The sequence below is a fragment of the Chitinophaga arvensicola genome (assembly GCF_900110835.1).
GTDB classification, from domain to species: domain Bacteria; phylum Bacteroidota; class Bacteroidia; order Chitinophagales; family Chitinophagaceae; genus Chitinophaga; species Chitinophaga arvensicola.
Genome location: NZ_FOJG01000001.1, coordinates 2,424,152 through 2,443,943 on the forward strand (window position 1 = coordinate 2,424,152; position 19,792 = coordinate 2,443,943).

The 19,792-nt window shown below is 48.0% G+C and carries 17 protein-coding genes; 8 read left to right on the forward strand and 9 right to left on the reverse strand.

Features of this window, described 5'->3' with window-relative positions; translation table 11 throughout:
• Positions 1-16: 16 nt before the first annotated feature.
• On the forward strand, positions 17-1,066 hold the full coding sequence (locus BMW79_RS10240) for a cytochrome-c peroxidase (protein ID WP_089894079.1): 1,050 nt from the start codon (positions 17-19) through the stop codon (positions 1,064-1,066).
• A gap of 32 nt (positions 1,067-1,098) precedes the next feature.
• Here the strand turns inward: BMW79_RS10240 and BMW79_RS10245 are convergent, their stop codons facing one another.
• From BMW79_RS10245 to BMW79_RS10275, 7 genes are all read right to left on the reverse strand, one after another.
• On the reverse strand, positions 1,099-1,554 hold the full coding sequence (locus tag BMW79_RS10245; protein ID WP_089894082.1) for a hypothetical protein: 456 nt from the start codon (positions 1,552-1,554) through the stop codon (positions 1,099-1,101).
• A gap of 6 nt (positions 1,555-1,560) precedes the next feature.
• Positions 1,561-1,983, reverse strand: a complete 423-nt coding sequence (locus BMW79_RS10250; RefSeq protein ID WP_089894085.1) for a helix-turn-helix domain-containing protein — start codon at positions 1,981-1,983, stop codon at positions 1,561-1,563.
• Between the two features lie 12 nt (positions 1,984-1,995).
• Entirely contained in the window at positions 1,996-2,487 is a 492-nt protein-coding gene (locus BMW79_RS10255; protein ID WP_089894088.1) for a hypothetical protein, read from the reverse strand.
• A 267-nt stretch (positions 2,488-2,754) separates the two neighbouring features.
• Complete coding sequence (locus BMW79_RS10260) at positions 2,755-3,330, reverse strand: DNA-3-methyladenine glycosylase I (RefSeq protein WP_089894091.1); 576 nt, start codon at positions 3,328-3,330, stop codon at positions 2,755-2,757.
• Positions 3,318-5,519, reverse strand: coding sequence for a DUF4954 family protein (locus BMW79_RS10265; protein WP_089894094.1), 2,202 nt, complete (start codon positions 5,517-5,519; stop codon positions 3,318-3,320). Before BMW79_RS10265 ends, BMW79_RS10260 begins: the two co-directional genes overlap by 13 nt.
• Positions 5,520-5,611: 92 nt before the next feature.
• Complete coding sequence (glmS, locus tag BMW79_RS10270) at positions 5,612-7,447, reverse strand: glutamine--fructose-6-phosphate transaminase (isomerizing) (protein WP_089894097.1); 1,836 nt, start codon at positions 7,445-7,447, stop codon at positions 5,612-5,614.
• A 261-nt stretch (positions 7,448-7,708) separates the two neighbouring features.
• Entirely contained in the window at positions 7,709-10,078 is a 2,370-nt protein-coding gene (locus BMW79_RS10275) for a S9 family peptidase (RefSeq protein ID WP_089894100.1), read from the reverse strand.
• A 102-nt stretch (positions 10,079-10,180) separates the two neighbouring features.
• Here BMW79_RS10275 and BMW79_RS10280 point away from each other — a divergent pair, with 102 nt between their 5' ends.
• Positions 10,181-10,714, forward strand: a complete 534-nt coding sequence (locus BMW79_RS10280; RefSeq protein ID WP_089894102.1) for a histidine phosphatase family protein — start codon at positions 10,181-10,183, stop codon at positions 10,712-10,714.
• Positions 10,715-10,760: 46 nt separating this feature from the next.
• Here BMW79_RS10280 and mgtE read toward each other — a convergent pair whose 3' ends face one another.
• Complete coding sequence (mgtE, locus tag BMW79_RS10285; RefSeq protein ID WP_089894105.1) at positions 10,761-12,137, reverse strand: magnesium transporter; 1,377 nt, start codon at positions 12,135-12,137, stop codon at positions 10,761-10,763.
• A 58-nt stretch (positions 12,138-12,195) separates the two neighbouring features.
• Positions 12,196-13,074 (reverse strand): bestrophin family protein, encoded by an 879-nt coding sequence (locus BMW79_RS10290; protein WP_089894108.1) that lies wholly within the window; start codon positions 13,072-13,074, stop codon positions 12,196-12,198.
• 125 nt (positions 13,075-13,199) lie between these two features.
• On the opposite strand from BMW79_RS10290, the gene BMW79_RS10295 reads away from it, so the two are divergent.
• The 6 genes from BMW79_RS10295 (at position 13,200) to hutG (ending at position 19,777) form a co-directional block, all read left to right on the forward strand.
• Positions 13,200-13,604, forward strand: coding sequence for an SET domain-containing protein (locus BMW79_RS10295; RefSeq protein WP_089894111.1), 405 nt, complete (start codon positions 13,200-13,202; stop codon positions 13,602-13,604).
• A gap of 159 nt (positions 13,605-13,763) precedes the next feature.
• Positions 13,764-14,243 (forward strand): MarR family winged helix-turn-helix transcriptional regulator, encoded by a 480-nt coding sequence (locus tag BMW79_RS10300; protein WP_089894114.1) that lies wholly within the window; start codon positions 13,764-13,766, stop codon positions 14,241-14,243.
• A 30-nt stretch (positions 14,244-14,273) separates the two neighbouring features.
• Positions 14,274-15,842 (forward strand): histidine ammonia-lyase, encoded by a 1,569-nt coding sequence (gene hutH, locus BMW79_RS10305; RefSeq protein ID WP_089894116.1) that lies wholly within the window; start codon positions 14,274-14,276, stop codon positions 15,840-15,842.
• Positions 15,820-17,490 carry a urocanate hydratase gene (hutU, locus tag BMW79_RS10310; protein ID WP_089894118.1) on the forward strand — a complete coding sequence of 557 codons (1,671 nt, stop codon included), beginning with the start codon at positions 15,820-15,822 and terminating at the stop codon, positions 17,488-17,490. The genes hutH and hutU overlap by 23 nt, the downstream gene beginning before the upstream one ends.
• 50 nt (positions 17,491-17,540) lie before the next feature.
• On the forward strand, positions 17,541-18,770 hold the full coding sequence (hutI, locus tag BMW79_RS10315) for an imidazolonepropionase (protein WP_089894121.1): 1,230 nt from the start codon (positions 17,541-17,543) through the stop codon (positions 18,768-18,770).
• Between the two features lie 2 nt (positions 18,771-18,772).
• A complete protein-coding gene (hutG, locus tag BMW79_RS10320; RefSeq protein ID WP_089894124.1) occupies positions 18,773-19,777 on the forward strand; it encodes a formimidoylglutamase in 1,005 nt (334 codons plus the stop codon).
• Positions 19,778-19,792 lie beyond the last annotated feature (15 nt).

Sequence of the window (19,792 nt, forward strand, 5' to 3'; positions counted from 1 at the left end):
CGTTTTTAGTGGCCGTATGAAACATAAAGCCGCCTATATCATCGGGGCATTTTGCCTGTTGTTGCTGCTGGTACATGCCGGTACGAAAAAGCATGTCCCAAAAGGGCCGGAGCCGTTTTTCCTGCAGTTGCCCGCGCATTTTCCACGGCCGGTATATGATTTTACGCGTAATCCACTTACCAAACCAGGTGTAGCATTGGGGCGTTTTATGTTTTATGATTTCCGTCTCTCGCAGGACAGCACGGTTTCCTGTGGCTTCTGTCATCAGCAGTTCGCGGCCTTCGGGCATTTTGATCATGCGTTGGCACATGGTGTAGCCGGACAGCAGGGAACGCGCTCTGTGCCGGTACTCTTCAATATGATCTGGCAAAAAGCGTTCATGTGGGACGGGGGCGTAAACCACCTGGAATTGCAACCGCTCACCCCGTTAACAGACCACAACGAAATGGCGGTAGATCTGAAAGAACTGCTGCAGAAAATGCAGGCAGATCCTAAATATCGCGCAATGTACAAAGCCGCTTTTGGTTCCACCGAAATTACCAGTGAGCGGATGTTCAAAGCCTTTACACAGTTTATTGCTACCATGGTATCTGCCGGTTCCAAATATGACAGCGTGATGCAGAAAGTGCCGGGAGTAGTCTTTACCGCAGAGGAAAGTGCAGGGTACCAGGTTTTCCAGGAAAAATGTGCTGCCTGTCATAAGGAGCCGCTGTTTACAGATCTTACCTATCGCAGCAACGGGTTACCTTACCTGCCGGCGCTGAATGATGTGGGAAGAATGAAGATCACAGGAAGCACCGACGATAATCTGCGTTTTAAGGTGCCTTCCCTGCGCAATATCTTAAAAAGCTCCCCTTATATGCACGATGGCCGTTTCTTCGATATTTACCAGGTGTTTGACTTCTACGACCATGGTGTACAGGTAACTCCTACCACCGATCCGCTGGTGAAGTCGGGGATTAAATTATCAGCACAGGAAAAAAGGCAGTTGTATTTCTTTTTGAATACGCTGACAGATTATTCGTTTCTTAACAATGCGGGGTTGAGTGAGGTGAGGATAGAGTAAAAAGGCCTCGGGAATAATCGGTGGACCTGAGTTTATTTATTCGCATTTTTATCTGCTTTGTCCGCTCTGGTAATATCTGCAGGATTGACGAGTGGCAGAAGAACCTTTTCTAAAAAGCTGTTTTTACTTTTTTCCCGCATAAGACCTCTTAGGGAATCATATGAAATGCCGATCAAATAGGTTTCCAGAGCAGCATTTATTATGAAATTGCCGTTCTCTTTTTTTACACGGGCATCCCAAACTGGTCCGGACAAACTAAAGATCGTTTCACTGGTGATCTGTCCAATATTAATCAGATTCTTTACATTGTTCTCCAAAAAAATTGTTGCATCTACTCTTACTGTTATTCTTTTTAGCTCATCGTTTGCGCCTATATCAGCAATTAGTGAAATTTTTCCATTGTAGTTGATCCCTTGAGTGATGCTTTCAGGTTTGTTAGCCTGATAATCTGTAATTTTTAAATCCAGTATTGTTACGCCTGATTCCATAGCAGTTTAGCGAATTTCTAATGATACATTTAGCTCTTTACTATATTTCTTACTGTAAACTACTGTGTAGTTTTGTAAGGTTTCTTCTTTGGCAGAACTTCCTCCTTTTCCGAGCACGAGGTTAAAATACATTTGATGAGTGGTGTCGGCAAAAATAGACTGAGGGGTAGCTTTGGCAACCTGTAAGATTGTTTGGCCCAATACAATTTCAATCTTGGCAATTGTTTCCAAAGTGAAATTATGCGTCCCTTTCATCCATTTACAAATTTCAGATTCTCTTTTGCCCAATAGTTGGGCAAAGTCCTTTTGTGTCATTCCGCGTTCATCCAGAATATCTAAAATCCTTTCGCTTATATCAAAAGATTTTGACACCATTAAACTGGTTTCTGGTGGTATTTCTTTGGATATTTTATCAAATTTTGTAGACATAACTATTATAAATTATTCGCAATCTCCGATTTCAAAACTTAAGTTTCCATTGAGTTTATCCTGTCCTTTAGTCTTCTGCCAGGTAATTTCTTTACTCAACAAACGTTCCTGGATTTCCTTGTCAAGTAAAGTCAAAAATTTCCAATGTGGTCCACAATTAGGGCAGTCTTGTACTCTCAAAGTACTTTTAACATCTCCATTTCCAATTAAAATTGCATGTTGCCCATATGGAACACAGTATAATCTGAGTTTACTGATTCCAGAAGGCAATGCTTCAATTGCTCGCTCTACTTTTGGCCTGAATCTCCTTGGGTCAATACCACGTTTCACAAATTCACTGACTGCCGCAAGAATTTTATCAAGACAGGGCCGGTAAGCTTTATTGTTTTCAAACTTGCCGATAAATTGATCGAATAGACATTCCTCACCATCAGGTTTGAAAGTATATATCGTTAATTTAGAATATGTCTTGTACGTAACCAGCTTTCCTTTTTGACAATTCACTTATAAGTTAATTCAAAGTTATGGTAATTCTATGTTATTTCACTTCAGCAGATGAAATAAGTTGTACTAAAAGCTGCTATACACGAGTTTGAGGATTGATAGTTATTGACATGTATAACTATATACTAACAGAACTCCCCGCAAAGGATGTAGTGTTTTTTATTCTCGCCAGAAAAAAATGGTTAAGGGTAACAACTTTTAGTAACAAGGTAGGAAAGCCAGATTTTATTCTGGAAAGGACAAGCGCCGAAGGCGCTTGTCCTGATATTATTTACGCTTCTTCTTAAAGCAATCTTCCATATGATCATCCACCATGCCGGTAGCCTGCATGTAAGCATAACAAATTGTTGAGCCTACAAACTTAAACCCCCGTTTCAGCAGATCCTTACTCATGGCATCGGAAATAGCTGTTTTGGCAGGAACGCCGGCCATACCATTCCGGTAATGATTCACGATGGGTTTGTGATTCACAAAAGACCAGATATATTTATCAAAACTACCGAACTCTTTCTGGACGGCGAGATAAGCTTTGGCATTCCCGATCACTGATTTTATTTTGAGGCGGTTACGGATAATGCCTTCATTCTGCATCAGTTCCTCCACCTTTTCCTCGTTGTATTTCACTATTTTTTTAACGTCCCAGTTATCAAAGGCTTTGCGGTAGTTCTCTCTTTTGGTGAGTACGGTATACCAGCTGAGGCCCGCCTGTGCACCTTCGAGGCACAGCATTTCAAAGAGGTGTTTGTCCTCATGATTGGGCGTGCCCCATTCCTGATCGTGGTAATCCTGGTAAAGCTTGTCTTTGTTGGACCAGCTGCACCTTACCTTTTCTATAGTTCCCATTCGCCGATAGTTTGTTGTACCTGCAATTTATACATTTCCAGGTCTTCTGCGGTTTGTTTGATGAAACTATTATCTTCCAGGCTGCCCACTACGGCATTCATTTCTTTTTCGCTTTCATATGCCAGCTGGCGGAATGGATTTTTGTAGTCCTTTTCGCGGGAGCGTTTGATCTGGGCGGTGATCCATTCCATGGTGGATACGGAATCGTTCATCCATTGTGCCAGGTCTGTTGTGGTCATATTTTTCAGTGAGGAATCCTTTATTTCCAGCAGGCAGGCAACGGCGTGCTGGAGTTTATCTGCGGCGTATTCGCTGCCTATTTCTTCGTAGGCGCTGTGTACCTGTGTCCAGCTGCTGATTTTGTTTTTCTTAATCTTAGTTTTGAGTGTGGCTACGGTATCGGCTTTCATTAACTGTCCGCCTATATTGAGCCAGTCACCGCGTTTGGCGGTCTTTACTGCTGCCTGCAGCGCCAGGAAAGAGGGCTTTCCGGCGGCCAGGATATTTTTTACAGCGTAGAGCACAATCATTTCCAGGAAGAGGGGATAGGCCCTGTGTACTTTCAGGAGTTCTACTTCGCGGGAACTATTTTCAAATCCTTTGGAGAGAATAGTGAGTTTAGCTACTTCATCCAGGTTGTTTTTCAACAGGTCTTTTCCTTTTTTGCGTATATCCTTTTCCGTGAGTTCCTTTTTCGGTGCATTTTCCGGTAATGCGTACCATGCCTTTCCGGTAGCGGTTTCCATGATGGCGAGTGCCTGGAATATTTCTTCTACAGAATCGGGTGCGAGGTAATCGTATTCGATGAGTTGAAGTTTATCGGTACGTTTATCGCGGTCTACATATTTCCAGGAGTTTCTGGCAATGGCATACATGTTATAGAGGAACCAGTAGCCCGGCATTATTTTCAGGCGGTTTTCATGTTCATCATTTACCACGAGGCTGAATGGGATGGAGATATTCAGCTCCGACATATAGTTGCCTTTGGAGATGAGGGTAAAGCTGGCGAAGCGGGAGTTATGTTTCAGACTCACACAGAGACCAGGCCAGAACCCTCTGCCTGCAATGATTTCACCGTCGGCGCCCCGGGAGTTGTGATTGGAACCGATGGTGGCGCCTGCCGCCATATTGCTTTGTCCCATAATGAGGGCGGCACAGAGGAAAGAGTTATTGTGGTGCTGCTCGTGTGCCGGGAAGATCAGTGAATTCAATACTTCGCAACAGGAAATAGTGGCATTGTTACCGAGGTAGGAGTTGATGAGTCGTGCGCCATATTTCAGCTGTGAATGTGAGGCCATCACGAAACGTACTGCCTTTACACCATAGAAAACACGACAGCCGAAGCCTACTACACCATTCACCATTTCGCAGCCTTCTCCAATCTGGGAAGAAGCTTCGCTGTTACTGTTGATAGTGAGATTTTTCAGCTTGTTGGCGCCTTTCAGATAGGCATCGGTACCGATGGTCACGTCTTTGATCATCTTACAGTTTTTGATAACGGTACGGTCGCCTACCATGCCGTAGTAACCGCGTCTTTTATCAAATTGTTTTTCTGTAAATGATTTGAATTGTTGCTGCAGTTGTTCATCGTCGCGGTAGCGGGTCCACAGGTAAGCATCTCCGGGGAGCATGCCATCAAACGGCATGACGCTTCTGCCTCCGTTTTCATTGCAGAGTTCCATCCAGATACGGCCGCTTTCATTTTCACCTTCCTTCAGGATACCGTTACCAAATTTGGCGTAGTCGGTGGTGGCCATTTCGTTTACGTTGGCTACAATCACCTCGTTGCCGAGTATATAATGCGATAAATAATTCACGTTGTGTACTACCACGTTGTCTCCGAAATCGCAGGCGCAGATGGTGCTGTTGTACAGTCCTACCGGCATGCGCAGGTTATGGAATTCGAGGTAGTAAGGTTCCAGTTTGCCGATGCGCACCATTCCGAAAAAATGGCAGTGCTGCACCAGTTGCGGATCAAATTCGTTGGATACAAAAATAATATTCCAGTCATCGGAGGTATTGTCATTGCGTACCAGCGCTTCAATTTCGTATGCGGTTAATTTTCTGTACTGATCCTGTCTGCTCCATTGTTCATTACGGAGATAATATTCGTCTTTGCCTTTCGGTAACGTGGTTTCAATGAAATTATACCCCAGATCAGAGAGGGGTCTTTTTTGGATATTATTCATGAGGATACATCATTTAGGGAGAAATAACCAGCTGGTTATTCTATTATAGCGTGCGTATAATAAAATAACCAGCGCGGGTATTTTCCAGTTCGTTATTCTACTGTAACTGATTTCGCCAGGTTCCTGGGTTTATCAACATCCAGGCCTTTTAATACACCAATATGATAAGCGAGTAGCTGTAATGGTATGACAGAAATGATAGGTGCTACCATTTCATCTGCCGCAGGCACAAAAATAACATCATCCGCCATTGGAGGGATGGTGTTGTCGCCTTCTGTTACAACGGCAATCACTTTACCTTTACGGGCTTTGATTTCCTGGATATTGGACACTACCTTTTCGTAGTAGCTGTCTTTTGTAGCTACGATCACTACCGGCAGCTGGTCGTCTACCAGTGCAATAGGACCGTGTTTCATTTCCGCAGCGGGGTATCCTTCTGCGTGGATGTAGGAAATCTCTTTCAGTTTCAGTGCTCCTTCGAGGGCCACCGGGAAATTGTATCCACGGCCGAGGTAGAGGAAGTCACGTGCATCTTTATATTTAGCAGCTATCTGTTTCAGCTGATCGTCCAGTTTAAGGGCAGTGGCTACTTTTTCAGGTACCTGTTCCAGCTCATCGAGCAGGTGCTGGAATCTTTGCGGTGTAATGGTGCCTTTGTCGGCCGCCAGCTTCAGACCTACCAGGCAAAGCACGGCCAATTGTGCCGTAAAGGCTTTGGTACTGGCTACGCCGATTTCAGGACCGGCATGCGTATAGGCGCCGGCGTGTGACAGGCGTGCAATAGACGATCCCACCACGTTACAAACGCCAAGAATGATTGCTCCTTTTTCTTTGGCGCTTTCAATAGCCACGAGGGTATCGGCGGTTTCACCGGATTGGGAAACGGCAATGATTACATCACCTTCTCCTACCACCGGGTTGCGGTAGCGGAACTCGGAAGCGTATTCTACTTCCACGGGAATGCGGCATAATTCCTCGATCATGTATTCTGCTACCAGACCGGCATGCCAGGAGGTACCACAGGCTACAATGATGATACGTTTGGCATTGCTGAGTACATCTGCATACTCGCGCATACCACCCATTGTAAGCGTACCTTTTTTAGCATCCAGGCGGCCGCGTAAGCTGTCGAAGATAGTTTGCGGCTGCTCAAATATTTCCTTCAGCATGAAGTGATCATAGCCTCCTTTTTCGATGGCGGCCAGTTCTATGTCGAGCTTCTGGATGTAGGGTGTTTGCCTTTCGTTCGAAATATTTTTCAGGATCAGTTCATCCGCTTTGATGATCGCTATTTCGTAATCATTCACGTACACTACTTCTTTCGTGTATTCAATGATGGGAGATGCATCGGAGGCCAGGAAATGTTCGCCTTTGCCTACACCGATTACCAGCGGACTTCCTTTGCGGGCAGCAATCAGTGTATCAGGATTTTCTTCATCGATGAGTACAATCACATAAGCGCCTACCACTCTTTTCAGCGCAATACGCAGGGCTTCTTCCAGTGAACACTGGTTTTGTTTTTTGATTTCTTCGATGAAGTGAAGTAATACTTCTGTATCCGTGTCGCTGTGAAAAACGTGTCCCTGGTTAACAAGTTCCTGTTTCAGTTGAACATAGTTTTCAATGATGCCATTGTGGATCATGGCCAGTTTACCATCGCCGGATAAGTGGGGGTGCGCGTTGCGGTCGCAGGGTTCTCCATGTGTGGCCCAGCGGGTATGCCCGATGGCGATATGACTCCGCAGATCCTTGCCTTCAACGAATGCTTCGAGGGCGGCTACTTTGTCTTTTTTCTTGTATACCTGCAGCCCGTTGTTGATCAGGGCTACTCCCGCGCTGTCGTATCCGCGGTATTCCAGTCTTTTGAGGCCTTTTAATACTACCGGGTAGGCTTCTCTCTGCCCGATATAAGCTACTATTCCACACATAAGGTTTTTGGATTTGTGCTAAGGTTTATCATTGCAATATCGCATTAAATGTTAAAATCACATCAGTAAATGTGAATATTGATTAAGTAAAGATATGGTCAGCATAGCATTCTACAGGTCTCAATGTAAAATGAAAAAGGGAATACGGGAAACGATCCGGATGAAAATTAAGATTCCTTAACATTCACCTGCATCATTCACCGTATCCCCTTTTTTAGTTTTTTTATTAAGCCGTAACTAAATAAAAAAAATTAAAATGACTCATCTCTTCAAGAGCGTACTCTCGAAGAGCAAAAGTATTCTTTTATATTCATCTGTCCAGCTGCTGGGCGTAGTAAATCCGTGATCTTCCACGGGGTATACGGCCAGCTCCCAGTTATTTTTTCCAAGTTCAATCAAACGTTGTGATAAACGTACAATATCCTGGAAGTGAACATTGGTATCTACCATACCATGACACATCAGCAGTTTGCCTTTCAGTCCATCTGCAAAATAGATGGGAGAAGAGCGGCGGTAAGCAATACTGTCAGTGAATGGTTCATTGAGAATATTGCTTGTATAGCCATGATTGTAATGTGCCCAGTCTGTTACAGAACGCAGTGCAGCGCCGGCTGCAAACGTTCCTGGCTTTGTAAACATGGCCATCAGGGTCATGAACCCGCCGTAACTGCCTCCATAGATGCCGATACGGTTCGCGTCCACCTGCAATTTTTCTGCCAGATATTTTGCGCCATCCACTTCATCATCCAGATCTTTGCCGCCCATGTAGCGGTAAATGCCGGTCCGCCAGTTGCGGCCATAGCCTGCGCTGCCCCGGTAATCCATGTCCAGTACGGTGTAGCCTTTATCCGTAAGCAGGTTGTGGAACATGTATTCGCGGAAATAGGTGCTCCACCATTTATGTGCATTTTGCAGATAACCTGCACCATGAACAAAGATAACAGCCGCGCCGTTGTTCTTTGCCGGATCAGGTGTGTAGAGGCGTGCATACACTTGCTGGTTATCCCGTGCGGTAAAGGTGATCACCTGGGCATCACGCCATGGATAGGATTTAAACTCGTCCGACTGTGCCAGCTGCGTCACCTGTACAGCTTTGGAGCCGGGTGTATTCGGCTGCAGGTACAGCTCCCATGGCTTGTTGGTATAAGAGTAGCGGAATGCGAGCCACTTGCCATCCGGTGAAACCGTGACTTCATTGGCCCCGGGCATAGTGGTGATCCGTTCTGTCTTTCCACCGGCAATGCCTATACGGTAAAATTGTTTTTCGCCGGGATGTACTTCGTTGGTGGTGATATAGAAATATTTTTTATCGGGAGATAGCTGTGCTTCCTGTACTTCGTAATTTCCGCCCGTGAGCGCCTTTACCTCGCCGTTGTTTACATTGGCGGTATAAAGGTGGGAGTAGCCACTGGCTTCCGACTGGAACCAGCAGGTGTTTTCATCTATCCAGCCTAAATTGCCGCCGCCTTCGGTCCAGCCGATACCCGGACCGGCTACCCAGGCTTCATCGCGTTGACGGTTCAGCGTTTTTACCGTGCCGGTAACGGCATCAAGCAATACGATCCAGCGGTCTTTATTGTCCTGCGAGCGGATGTCCGCGATAGCATGACTTCCCTGGTCCGACCAGTAAGGACCGTTTACGATCACTTCACGGATCTTTGGCGTATCTTTTTTCGTGTAGTCTTTTACGTAATCGGGCTGATCTTTTATACCGGTCAGGTCGTTGGTTTTGATGGGCAGTACCGTGTCGCGCTGGCGGTCGTAAATAAAGCTTTCATAGCTGCCCTGCGGTGTACCTACTTTCTCGCGGGCCGCAATATCTGTGGTGAACCCGGAAGCGGTTACGAACTCCGGTACAATGGTATTGGAGGCGTCATTAGGTGCGGTGAAAAGCTGGTAAGTGATGAAACGTCCGTCGGGACTGATCTGCAGGTCTCTCAACCTTTTGCCCTGAAGATATAAGGAACGCAGGGGTTTGGGATCATATGTTTTATCGAATGCAGTTGCGGCGTCTCTCTTTGCCTTTTTATCCCTGATCACCTGCATCAGTTCCAGTTGTTGTGCTTTGAGGTACTGTTCCGCTGCATTTCCTTTTTCGTCGCTGTTGCCGGTGGGTTTGCTGCCATTTTCAAAGTTGGTGAGCTGGCTGATCAGACCAGTGGTTTTATCCCATCCGTAGAGATTACGGCTTTGCCGGAACACTACCTGTTTTCCCCCGAAGCTGAATACCGGGTTGGATTCATCCGCGGTGGTATTGGTGATACGGGTGGTTTTCCCGGTTTTTATCTCCAGCAGATAAATATCGCCCTGGTGGGCATATGCCAGTAATGTTTTATCGTTGTTGTAGGTACCTGCGGCTCTGGCGGAAAGGAGTGCCCGGTCTGCCGCAGCGGTTTTAAGGGGTGTATGATTTTTAATGCCAGCGTAATAAAGGGAGTCGCTCAGTTGCTTTTCCGGGTTCCAGCTGAAGTACACGGTTTGGTTGTCGGGGGCCCAGAAAATGTTATCTGGAGAAGTTCCTATCCATTTTGGATCGCGCATGATCTTTTCTACCGTAAGCGGCACGGCCTGCTGGGCACTGATGCGGTTGGCTGATAAAAAAATAATGGCGGGTAGTACCCATTTTCTCATAGCGGTTCATTATTTTGTTGGGGAATAAATGTAACGGTTTAATCATAAATTGCCGTAAGTTTTGGATGGACGTGATGCGCCCATCTTTTTTAAACCCGCTCTATGCGCATATTGCCAATACTGCTTTCCCTCCTGCTTTTTGTGGCCTGCAAGCCCAAACACGCTGCCAGGCAACCGGTGCCGGTAGAAGAAGATAGCACCTTCCTCACGGGTACCTTTTATGTGGTGCGTCATGCGGAGCGGAACCCGGGCCCGGACTCTACGCTCACGGCGGCCGGAGAGGCAAGGGCAGGGGCGCTGTACCGCCTGCTGAAAGATTCCGGTCTCAATAAAATTTACATTACTCCTTACAAAAGATCAATCGGCACGGCAGACAGCATCCTGGCGCATGTACGTGTGGATACCTGTTTTTATCAACCTGATACCACCGGTGAATCGTTTATTTACCAGGTAACACGGCACGACGACTGGGGCAAACGGCTCCTGGTAATAGGGCATTCAAATACCCTGATCCCTATACTGCATAGTCTGAAAGCGAAGCCGCATACGGATTCTATCGGGGAAAATGAATATGACAGGTTGTTTATTGTGCGGAAAACGAAGGAAGGAACTACGCTGAAGGAGATATGCTATTAGCGCATTTCCCTGTCTCCCGTTTTTTCGGGAGACAGGGAAACATCCACTATAATAAAATGCCTTTCATTAATGTATAGGCTACTGTAAAGTAGATCAGCAAACCGGTTACATCTACCAGTGTGGCTACAAAGGGCGCAGAGGAAGTGGCCGGGTCAGCGCCGCATTTTTTGAGTACCAGTGGCAGCATGGAGCCGGAGAGGGTTCCCCACAGCACTACTCCCACCAGGGAAATGCCTACGGTAGCGCCTATCAGTACGGTGTGTTCGCCGTAGGTATTGAATAAACTATTCCAGAGCAGGATACGCAGGAAACCGATGGCGCCCAGTGCGCCACCCAGCAGGAGGCCGGAGGTGATTTCCCGGCGCATTACCCGCCACCAGTCGCTCACGGTGATTTCACCGAGGGCCATGGCCTGTATAATAAGGGTAGAAGCCTGTGAGCCGCTGTTACCACCGCTGGAGATAATGAGCGGTACAAACAGCGCCAGCACTACGGCTTTGGCTATTTCATCTTCAAAAAATCCCATGGCAGTAGCGGTCAGCATCTCCCCGATAAACAATACTACGAGCCAGCCTACGCGCTTTTTTACCAGTTTCAGCAGGGGCATATCGAGGTAAGGCTCATCCAGGGCCTCGGTACCACCAATCTTCTGGATATCTTCCGTGTGTTCTTCGTTGGCAATCCATAACATATCATCGATGGTCACGATGCCGAGCAGGATGCCCTGGTCGTCGGCCACGGGCAAGGCTACCCTGTTTTCCATCCGGAATACCTGGATGGCCTCTTCCTGGTCATCGTTGGCATGAAGCGATACAAAGCGGTCATCCATCAGGGTATGCACCACCGTATCGGGCGATACCAGCAGGAATTCCCGGATCCGGAAGTCGTCCAGCAACTGCCCTTTTTCATCGATCACATAAATCACATCAATGGTTTCACTGTCTTTCCCGTGTTCCCGGATATAGTCCAGTACTTCCTTTACGGTCCACTCTTCCCTGACAGCAATGTAGTCGGGCGTCATGATACGGCCTACACTGTTCTCCTTGTAGCCGAGGAGCGAGAGGGTGATACGGCGTTCTTCCGGGTCGAGCAGTTTAATGAGTTCTTTTACCGCTTCACTGGGAAGCTCTTCCAGGAAGGCGGTACGGTCATCCGCAGGCAATTCATTCATCAGCTCCGCTATTTTGGCGGGCGATAAGCTGCGGATCACATCTTCCTGGAGGGGAAAATCCAGGATACGAAAAGCCGCTGCCGCTCTGCTGATCGACAGGTTATTGATGATTATTCCGGCCTCGTCGGGGTCCTCGTGAATCAATTCGGCTATATCCGTAATCAGCTGGTCGTCCAGATATACTGACAGTTCGCGGTAATTTTTCTCTTTTGCCAGTGTCTGGAATTTTTCCAGTAAAGCTTCATTTTCCATGTACAAATTGCCTCTATCTGCGAAATTAAGTTAAAATAGCACGCTGCCGGGACAGTCGTTATAATAATTCTGATACATGCAGGCGGATATTGCCGCAAATACTATCCAGTGGCAGGTCGTTGGCGTCGTTGCCAAACGGGTCCTCAATTTCTTCTGCAATCAGTTCCAGGCTGGCCAGTACAAAGAATACGAATACAATCATGGGGATAATGAGGTAACCCAGACTGAATACATATCCAAACGGCATGGACATAACATAGAAGAATATAAATTTTTTGATAAATACGCTGTAGGAAAAAGGGATAGGGGTATTCCGGATGCGCTCGCAGGCGCCGCATACATCTGCAAAGGTCTGGAGTTCATTGTTGAGCAGGATCAGCTGGTCGCCGGTGATCTGCCCGCTGCGGTACAGTTCCATGGTTCTGGTGATGATCTGCTGCGACAACTGGTTAGGCACATGTTTGCTGATATCTGTGTGCAATGGTTCCGCGCCTGGTATAGCTTCCATCTCCTCATGCAGGTAAGTTTTGCGGAGATGGTTTTTCAGGCTGAACGCAAAGTTCGGGATCATGACCCGGAAAAAGGCCCGGTCGGCAGTGTTCTCCACAGGCAGGATGGCCTGGATCTTCATAGCCAGGTTGCGGCTGCTGTTTACCAGCGTACCCCATTGGCGCCGCCCTTCCCACCAGCGGTCGTAAGCCGTATTAGTGCGGAACACCAGCAACAGCGAAATCACAAACCCCAGCAGACCGTACATCAGGGTGATATTCTTCAACTCATTTTTATCAGACAGCTTCCACACCTCTAATTCCAGCCAGGCTACAATACCGGAATAAATGGATAGGGCCACGAACATCGGGAAAAGCTTTCTTACCGTATCCGCTTTATGAATGCGGAAAATGAACGTAAACCACTCTTTTGGATTATAATTGATCATATCAACAGGTTAATGAACAGCAAAAAAAATATTTTCCGGGCCGCAAACCTAAATTTTTTAAACATGATTTTGATAACTTCCTGCTTTAACTTTACTTTACGTCTTCTTTTATTTGAAATAGCGCTATGATAAAGCCGTACTTGTACATTGATAAGTCGAAGGGAAGAGGCAGGGGAGTTTATACAAAAGAGAAGATTCCTGCCGGAACAAGAATAGAGACATCGCCCGTGCTCGTTCTCTCTTATAACGACACCGAAATTGTGGATAAAACACATCTGCACAACTACATTTTCCTCTGGGGACCGAAAGAAACCAAGTCCTGCGTGGCACTGGGTTTCTGCTCTATCTACAACCACGATTACAAACCCAATTGTGAGTACGAGATGGATTTCAAGGAAGAAACCATGAGCATCATCACCCTCCGCGATATCAAGAAAGGTGAAGAACTCTTCATCAACTATAACGGCGATGTAGAAGATACCTCCCCCCTTTGGTTCGATATCAAAAAGAAACAAACAGCCACGAAGTAATCAGCTATACGGATAATAGCACTGCGGGCAGCTTTACAGTGAATAATAATTCCTGCCCGGAGTTGCAGTTATTCGTATTTCTTTTGTAATATTGTATAAGTGCTTATATAAATTGTATTTGTATAAGCACTTATACAATATTAACATTAATCTTTTCCCATGTCATTCTATCCATCACTTGGCTATCTTGTTTTTGGCAGCCGCCTGCGCAGACTGAGCGAGTATTTTCTCATGGAAGTAAATAAAGTATACGAACAGGCAGGTATTCCTTTCGACGCCAGCTGGTTCCCGGTATTTTACCTGCTATCCAAACAACAGCCGGTACCTATGATAGACATTGCGGAGCAATTGGAAATATCCCATTCCGCCGTGAGCCAGATGGTCACCAACCTGAAAAAGAAAGGACTGCTGAAAACCACGCCCTGCAAGGAAGACGGCCGCCGTCAGCTGGTGGCGTTCTCCAAAAAAGGAGAAGAACTGCTGCAACAGATCCAACCAGTATGGGACGCCATTACCACCGCTATGGAAGCCCTGGCCATGGAAAATAAACAAAGCCAGCAGGTGCTGGCCGCTATCGCACAGATTGAACAATCTGTTCAGCAAAAGCCTTTATCAGAAAGAATCAAAGAACAACTATAATACTTCATACACCAGAAAAATCTATTGACCATGAGTGATATTTTTAAGTACGGTATCGACCAGCTCACTGTTGCCACCGCCATCAATATTGCGGCCGGCAAAGTGAAAGGAATACTTGTACCGGAAGTCATTACACGTGTACAAACCAGCTTCGGGTATGTACAAACCATCGTAGCACAGCATACTACGGTATATGGTATCAACACCGGTTTCGGTCCCTTGTGTGATACCAAAATTTCGGAAGAAGATACCCGCGCCCTGCAATACAATATCCTGCAAAGTCATAGTGTAGGCGTAGGAGAAAGTATTCCGGAAGAAATTGCCCGCATCATGCTCATCACCAAAGTGCAGGCACTGGCACAAGGTTACTCCGGCGTGGCATTGTCTACCCTCGAAAGAATCATCTGGCATATCGATCACCAGGTAACACCCCTGGTACCGGAGAAAGGCTCTGTGGGCGCCTCCGGCGACCTGGCGCCGTTATCGCACCTGTTCCTGCCGCTGATAGGACTGGGGCATGTGATGTACCACGGCCAGAAAACCGCTACTGCCGATATGATGCAGCAGGAAGGCATTCAACCGGTGGTATTAGGTCCTAAGGAAGGACTGGCGCTGATCAACGGTACACAGTTTATTCTCTCTTTTGCCGTAAAAGCAGTACAACGCCTGCATAACGCGCTGGAAGCTGCTGATATCATCGGCGCCTTATCGCTCGAAGGACTGATGGGTACCGCCAAACCATTCGATCCCCGCTTACACGCCATCCGTCCGTATCCCGGCAACCAGCTGGTAGCGCATCGTTTAAAAACATTGCTGGATAATTCGGAGATCATGTCTTCGCATGTAGACTGTGGCCGCGTACAGGACCCTTATTCCCTGCGTTGTATGCCACAGGTACACGGCGCTTCCCGTACCGCCTGGCAGCACTTGCAGGAACTCACTACGATCGAACTGAATGCCGTGACTGATAACCCGATCATCTTCAGCGCGGAAGATACCATCAGTGGTGGTAACTTTCACGGGCAGCCCATGGCATTGCCCCTGGATTACGCCACCGTAGCTGCTGCGGAACTGGGTAATATTTCCGACCGCCGTTGTTATATGATGATTGAAGGGAGATATGGCCTGCCTAAATTACTCATCCAGGATGCCGGTCTCAACTCCGGTTTCATGATACCGCAATACACCACCGCTGCCCTGGTTACCGAAAATAAAACACTGTGTTTCCCTGCCAGCGCAGATAGCGTGCCTACTTCCCTCGGACAGGAAGACCATGTATCCATGGGCTCCATCAGTGGCCGTAAGCTGAACCAGGTGATTGGCAACCTCGAATATATTCTCGCGATAGAATTACTGTATGCCGCACAGGCAGTGGATTTCCGCCGCCCGCTGAAATCCAGCCCGGTACTGGAAGCCGTGCATCAGTACACCCGTACTCATGTTGCCTTTGCAGATAAGGACCGCATCTTCGCCAATGATATTGCAGCCCTGCACCAGATCGTGAAAGATCAGTCACTCGTACGCGTAGCCAATGAAGCAGCCGCTAACCATCAACTTAACTTAAACGGACTTTATAATGACCAGTTTGGACTTTATTAAAACATATGCAGCGCACCCGCATTATAAAGCGCCTCATGGTGCACAGCTGCACGCCAGATCCTGGCAAACCGAAGCGCCCCTGCGCATGTTGCTCAACAACCTCGATGCAGAAGTAGCCGAAAACCCCGATGAACTTGTGGTATACGGTGGTATCGGTCAGGCAGCGCGTAACCGCGAATCCCTGCAAAAAATTATAGAAATATTACTGACGCTGGACGACGAGCATTCTTTGCTGGTGCAATCCGGTAAACCCGTAGGTATTGTACGCACACATCCACAGGCGCCGAGAGTAATGCTGGCCAACAGTAACCTGGTGCCGAAATGGGCCACCTGGGAGCATTTCAACGAACTGCGTTCCAAAGGTCTGATGATGTACGGACAGATGACAGCCGGTAGCTGGATCTATATCGGTACACAAGGCATCCTTCAGGGTACCTATGAAACCTTTATGGAGTGCGGACGTCAGCATTTTAATGGTAGCCTGGCCGGTAAACTGCTGGTTACTGCCGGCATCGGCGGTATGGGCGGCGCGCAGCCACTGGCGGCTACGATGGCCGGTGCGGTATTTATCGGCGCCGATATTGATCCTACGCGCATTCAGAAACGCCTGGATACCCGCTATATCGACCGCATGACTTATTCTTATGAAGAGGCTATCCAATGGGCAAAAGAAGCCCAGGCCAAGGGTGAGGCATTGTCGATCGGGCTGGTGAGCGATGCCGGCGATATGCTGGAAAGAATGCTGAAAGATAACCTCATCCCGGATATTCTTACGGACCAGACTTCTGCACATGATCCGCTGAATGGCTATGTACCTAATGGCATGACGCTGCAGGCCGCACTGGACCTGCGTAAGAGTGATGCGGTGAAATATAAGGAGCTGTCGCTGAAAAGCATGGCCCGTCACGTAGGCTTTATGTTGCAGCTGCAGCAGAAAGGCGCTGTTACTTTCGACTACGGTAACAACCTGCGTGAGTTTGCCCGTGAAGGAGGAGAGCCCAATGCCTTCAACTTCCCCGGGTTCACACCGGCGTATATCCGTCCGCTGTTCTGTGAAGGAAAAGGACCTTTCCGCTGGGTGGCCCTCTCCGGCGATCCGGAAGATATTTACACTACAGACCGGGCGCTGATGGAAGCGTTCCCGGAAAATACGCACCTGATCAACTGGCTGAAACAGGCACAGGAAAAAGTAGCATTTCAGGGATTACCTGCCCGCATCTGCTGGCTGGGTATGGGTGAGCGCGAAAAAGCCGGTCTTATTTTTAATGAACTCGTGAGAACAGGCAAAGTGAAAGCGCCGATCGTAATTGGCCGCGATCACCTGGACTGTGGCTCTGTGGCTTCTCCCAACCGGGAAACGGAATCTATGAAAGATGGTTCCGATGCCGTGAGCGACTGGACCCTGCTTAACCTGATGGCCAATACCGGTGGCGGCGCTACCTGGGTATCCTTCCATCATGGCGGTGGTGTAGGTATGGGATATTCCCAACATGCAGGCATGGTAGTGCTGGCAGATGGTACTGATCGGGCAGCCGATTGTTTACGCCGTGTACTCTTCAATGATCCGGCCCTTGGCATTTTCCGTCATGCAGATGCCGGCTATGAAAAGGCACAGGAATGGGGAGATAAATTTGGTATCAATATTTAATCGCAGCAGCAGCCGGTGTAAACCGGCTGCTGTCAATTAATCCGGCGTTCATGAAAACATTAATCGGTCCTTTTGCACAGATCCTTCCTATGACAGGCCTCTCTCTCAAAGGCACCCTGCAGGATGAGCAGTTAACCGTGATTCCCAAAGGTGGTATCGTAGTGGAGAATGGGGAGATAGTGGCGATAGCGGAATACAAATCTTTATTACAAAAGTATCCGGATAGTGAAATCGCTTTTATCGATACGCCACAGGTATTATTGCCGGGGTTTATTGATTGTCATACGCACATTTGTTATGATGGTACCCGCAGCCGCGACTATGCCATGCGCATTGCCGGCAAAAGCTACCTGGAAATAGCCCGCGCCGGTGGTGGCATCTGGGATTCTGTCACCAAAACACGTGTAGCCGACATCGTTACCCTCACAGAAAATACGGTGGCCCGGGCCAACCGGCACCTGAAAGAAGGGGTGACGACCATAGAAGTAAAAAGCGGGTACGGACTGAGTCTGGAGAGTGAATTGAAAATGCTGCGTGCTATACAACAGGCAGGGATGCATACACCGGCTACGCTGATCTCTACCTGTCTGGCGGCGCATATGAAACCGCGTGACTATGAAGGTACCGAAGAGGAATACCTGCAATGGGTGCTTACGGAATTATTACCTGTCATACAACAGGAGCAGCTGAGTAACCGTGTGGATATCTTTATTGAAGAAACCGCATTTTCTGCGAAAGCGGCGGCGCATTTCCTGCAACAGGCCATGCAGCAAGGCTTTGCGGCTACGGTGCATGCCGATCAGTTCAGTGCCGGCGGCGCGGAAGTGGCGGTAAATGCGCAAGCCTTATCTGCCGATCACCTGGAAGCCAGCAGTGAAAAAGAAATCGCTTTACTGGCGAAATCTGATACGGTTGCCGTAGTTTTGCCGGGTGCTTCACTGGGACTGGGCATGCAATATGCACCCGCCCGTAAATTGCTGAATGCAGGCGCATGTGTGGCCATTGCAAGCGATTGGAATCCTGGATCTGCGCCCATGGGCGATTTACTGGTACAAGCCGCTGTGATGAGTGCTGCGGAAAAATTATCTACCGCAGAAGTACTGGCCGCCCTCACGGTGAGAGCAGCCCCCGCATTGCAACTGAAAGATGCCGGCCAGCTGATAGCAGGTTACGCGGCAGATCTGCAGGCTTATCCAACCGCAGATTACCGCGATATTCTTTATTATCAGGGCAAAATGAAACCGGCCATGGTATGGAAAAAAGGCGTTTTAGTACCGTAATTATGATAACAAAGGAAAGCTATCAACCCACAGATATCAGTGCATGGACCGGTCGTACCGATGGTACCGACCCGGATCTGCTTCGCTGGCATCAGGTCGTTCAGGTAATCAACCTCTTACAGCAACCATTGCCGGCATTAACGCCCGGTCAGAAAGGAATTGTATTGCTGGGTTTTGCCAGCGACGAAGGCGTTCGCCGTAACAAAGGCCGTGTAGGCGCAGCTGAAGGGCCAGCAGCACTTAGGAAAGCTATTGCCAATTTCCCGGTTCACTTCAACGCACAAACGCTGTTACTGGATGCCGGTAATATTATCTGTGTAAACGGAGAACTGGAGAACGCGCAACAGGTGCTGAGCGAGGCGGTGAAAGCCATTCTTACTGCGGGTTACCTGCCTTTGCTGCTGGGTGGCGGTCATGAAATTACGTATGGTCATGCCAGTGGTATCCGGCAGTTTGCCGGAAAACGGCCCGTTGGATTCATCAATTTCGATGCGCATTTTGATATCCGGGTGCCCGGAGAAGAAGGCGCCAGCTCCGGTACCGGCTTCTGGCAACTGGCGCAGGACGCCAAACAGGCCGGAGTACCTTTTCATTACCTCGCCCTCGGTATCCAGAAGAACGGGAATACCCGCCAGCTGTTTAATATTGCGGGCGAAGAAGAAGCTACCTATGTAAGTGCAGATGCGTTTCACCTGCAAGATAAAGACACGCTGCTGGCAGCTATTCAGCATTTTTTATCGCAGGTGGAGAAGGTATACCTGACTACCTGTCTGGATGTATTTTCGGCTGCGTTTGCGCCGGGAGTAAGCGCCACCGCCTACAACGGTATTCTGCCGGGAGGCTTGTTCCTGCAATGCTACCGCAAGATCATGGAAAGTGGAAAAGTAGCAGGTGTGGATATCGCAGAATTAAATCCTTCGCTCGATATAGATAATCGTACGGCTAAACTGGCGGCTTCTTTGATTTTTGAAACCGTAATGGCGTACTGTGGCGAAGAGCCATTTTAGTATACAGAAAGCGGC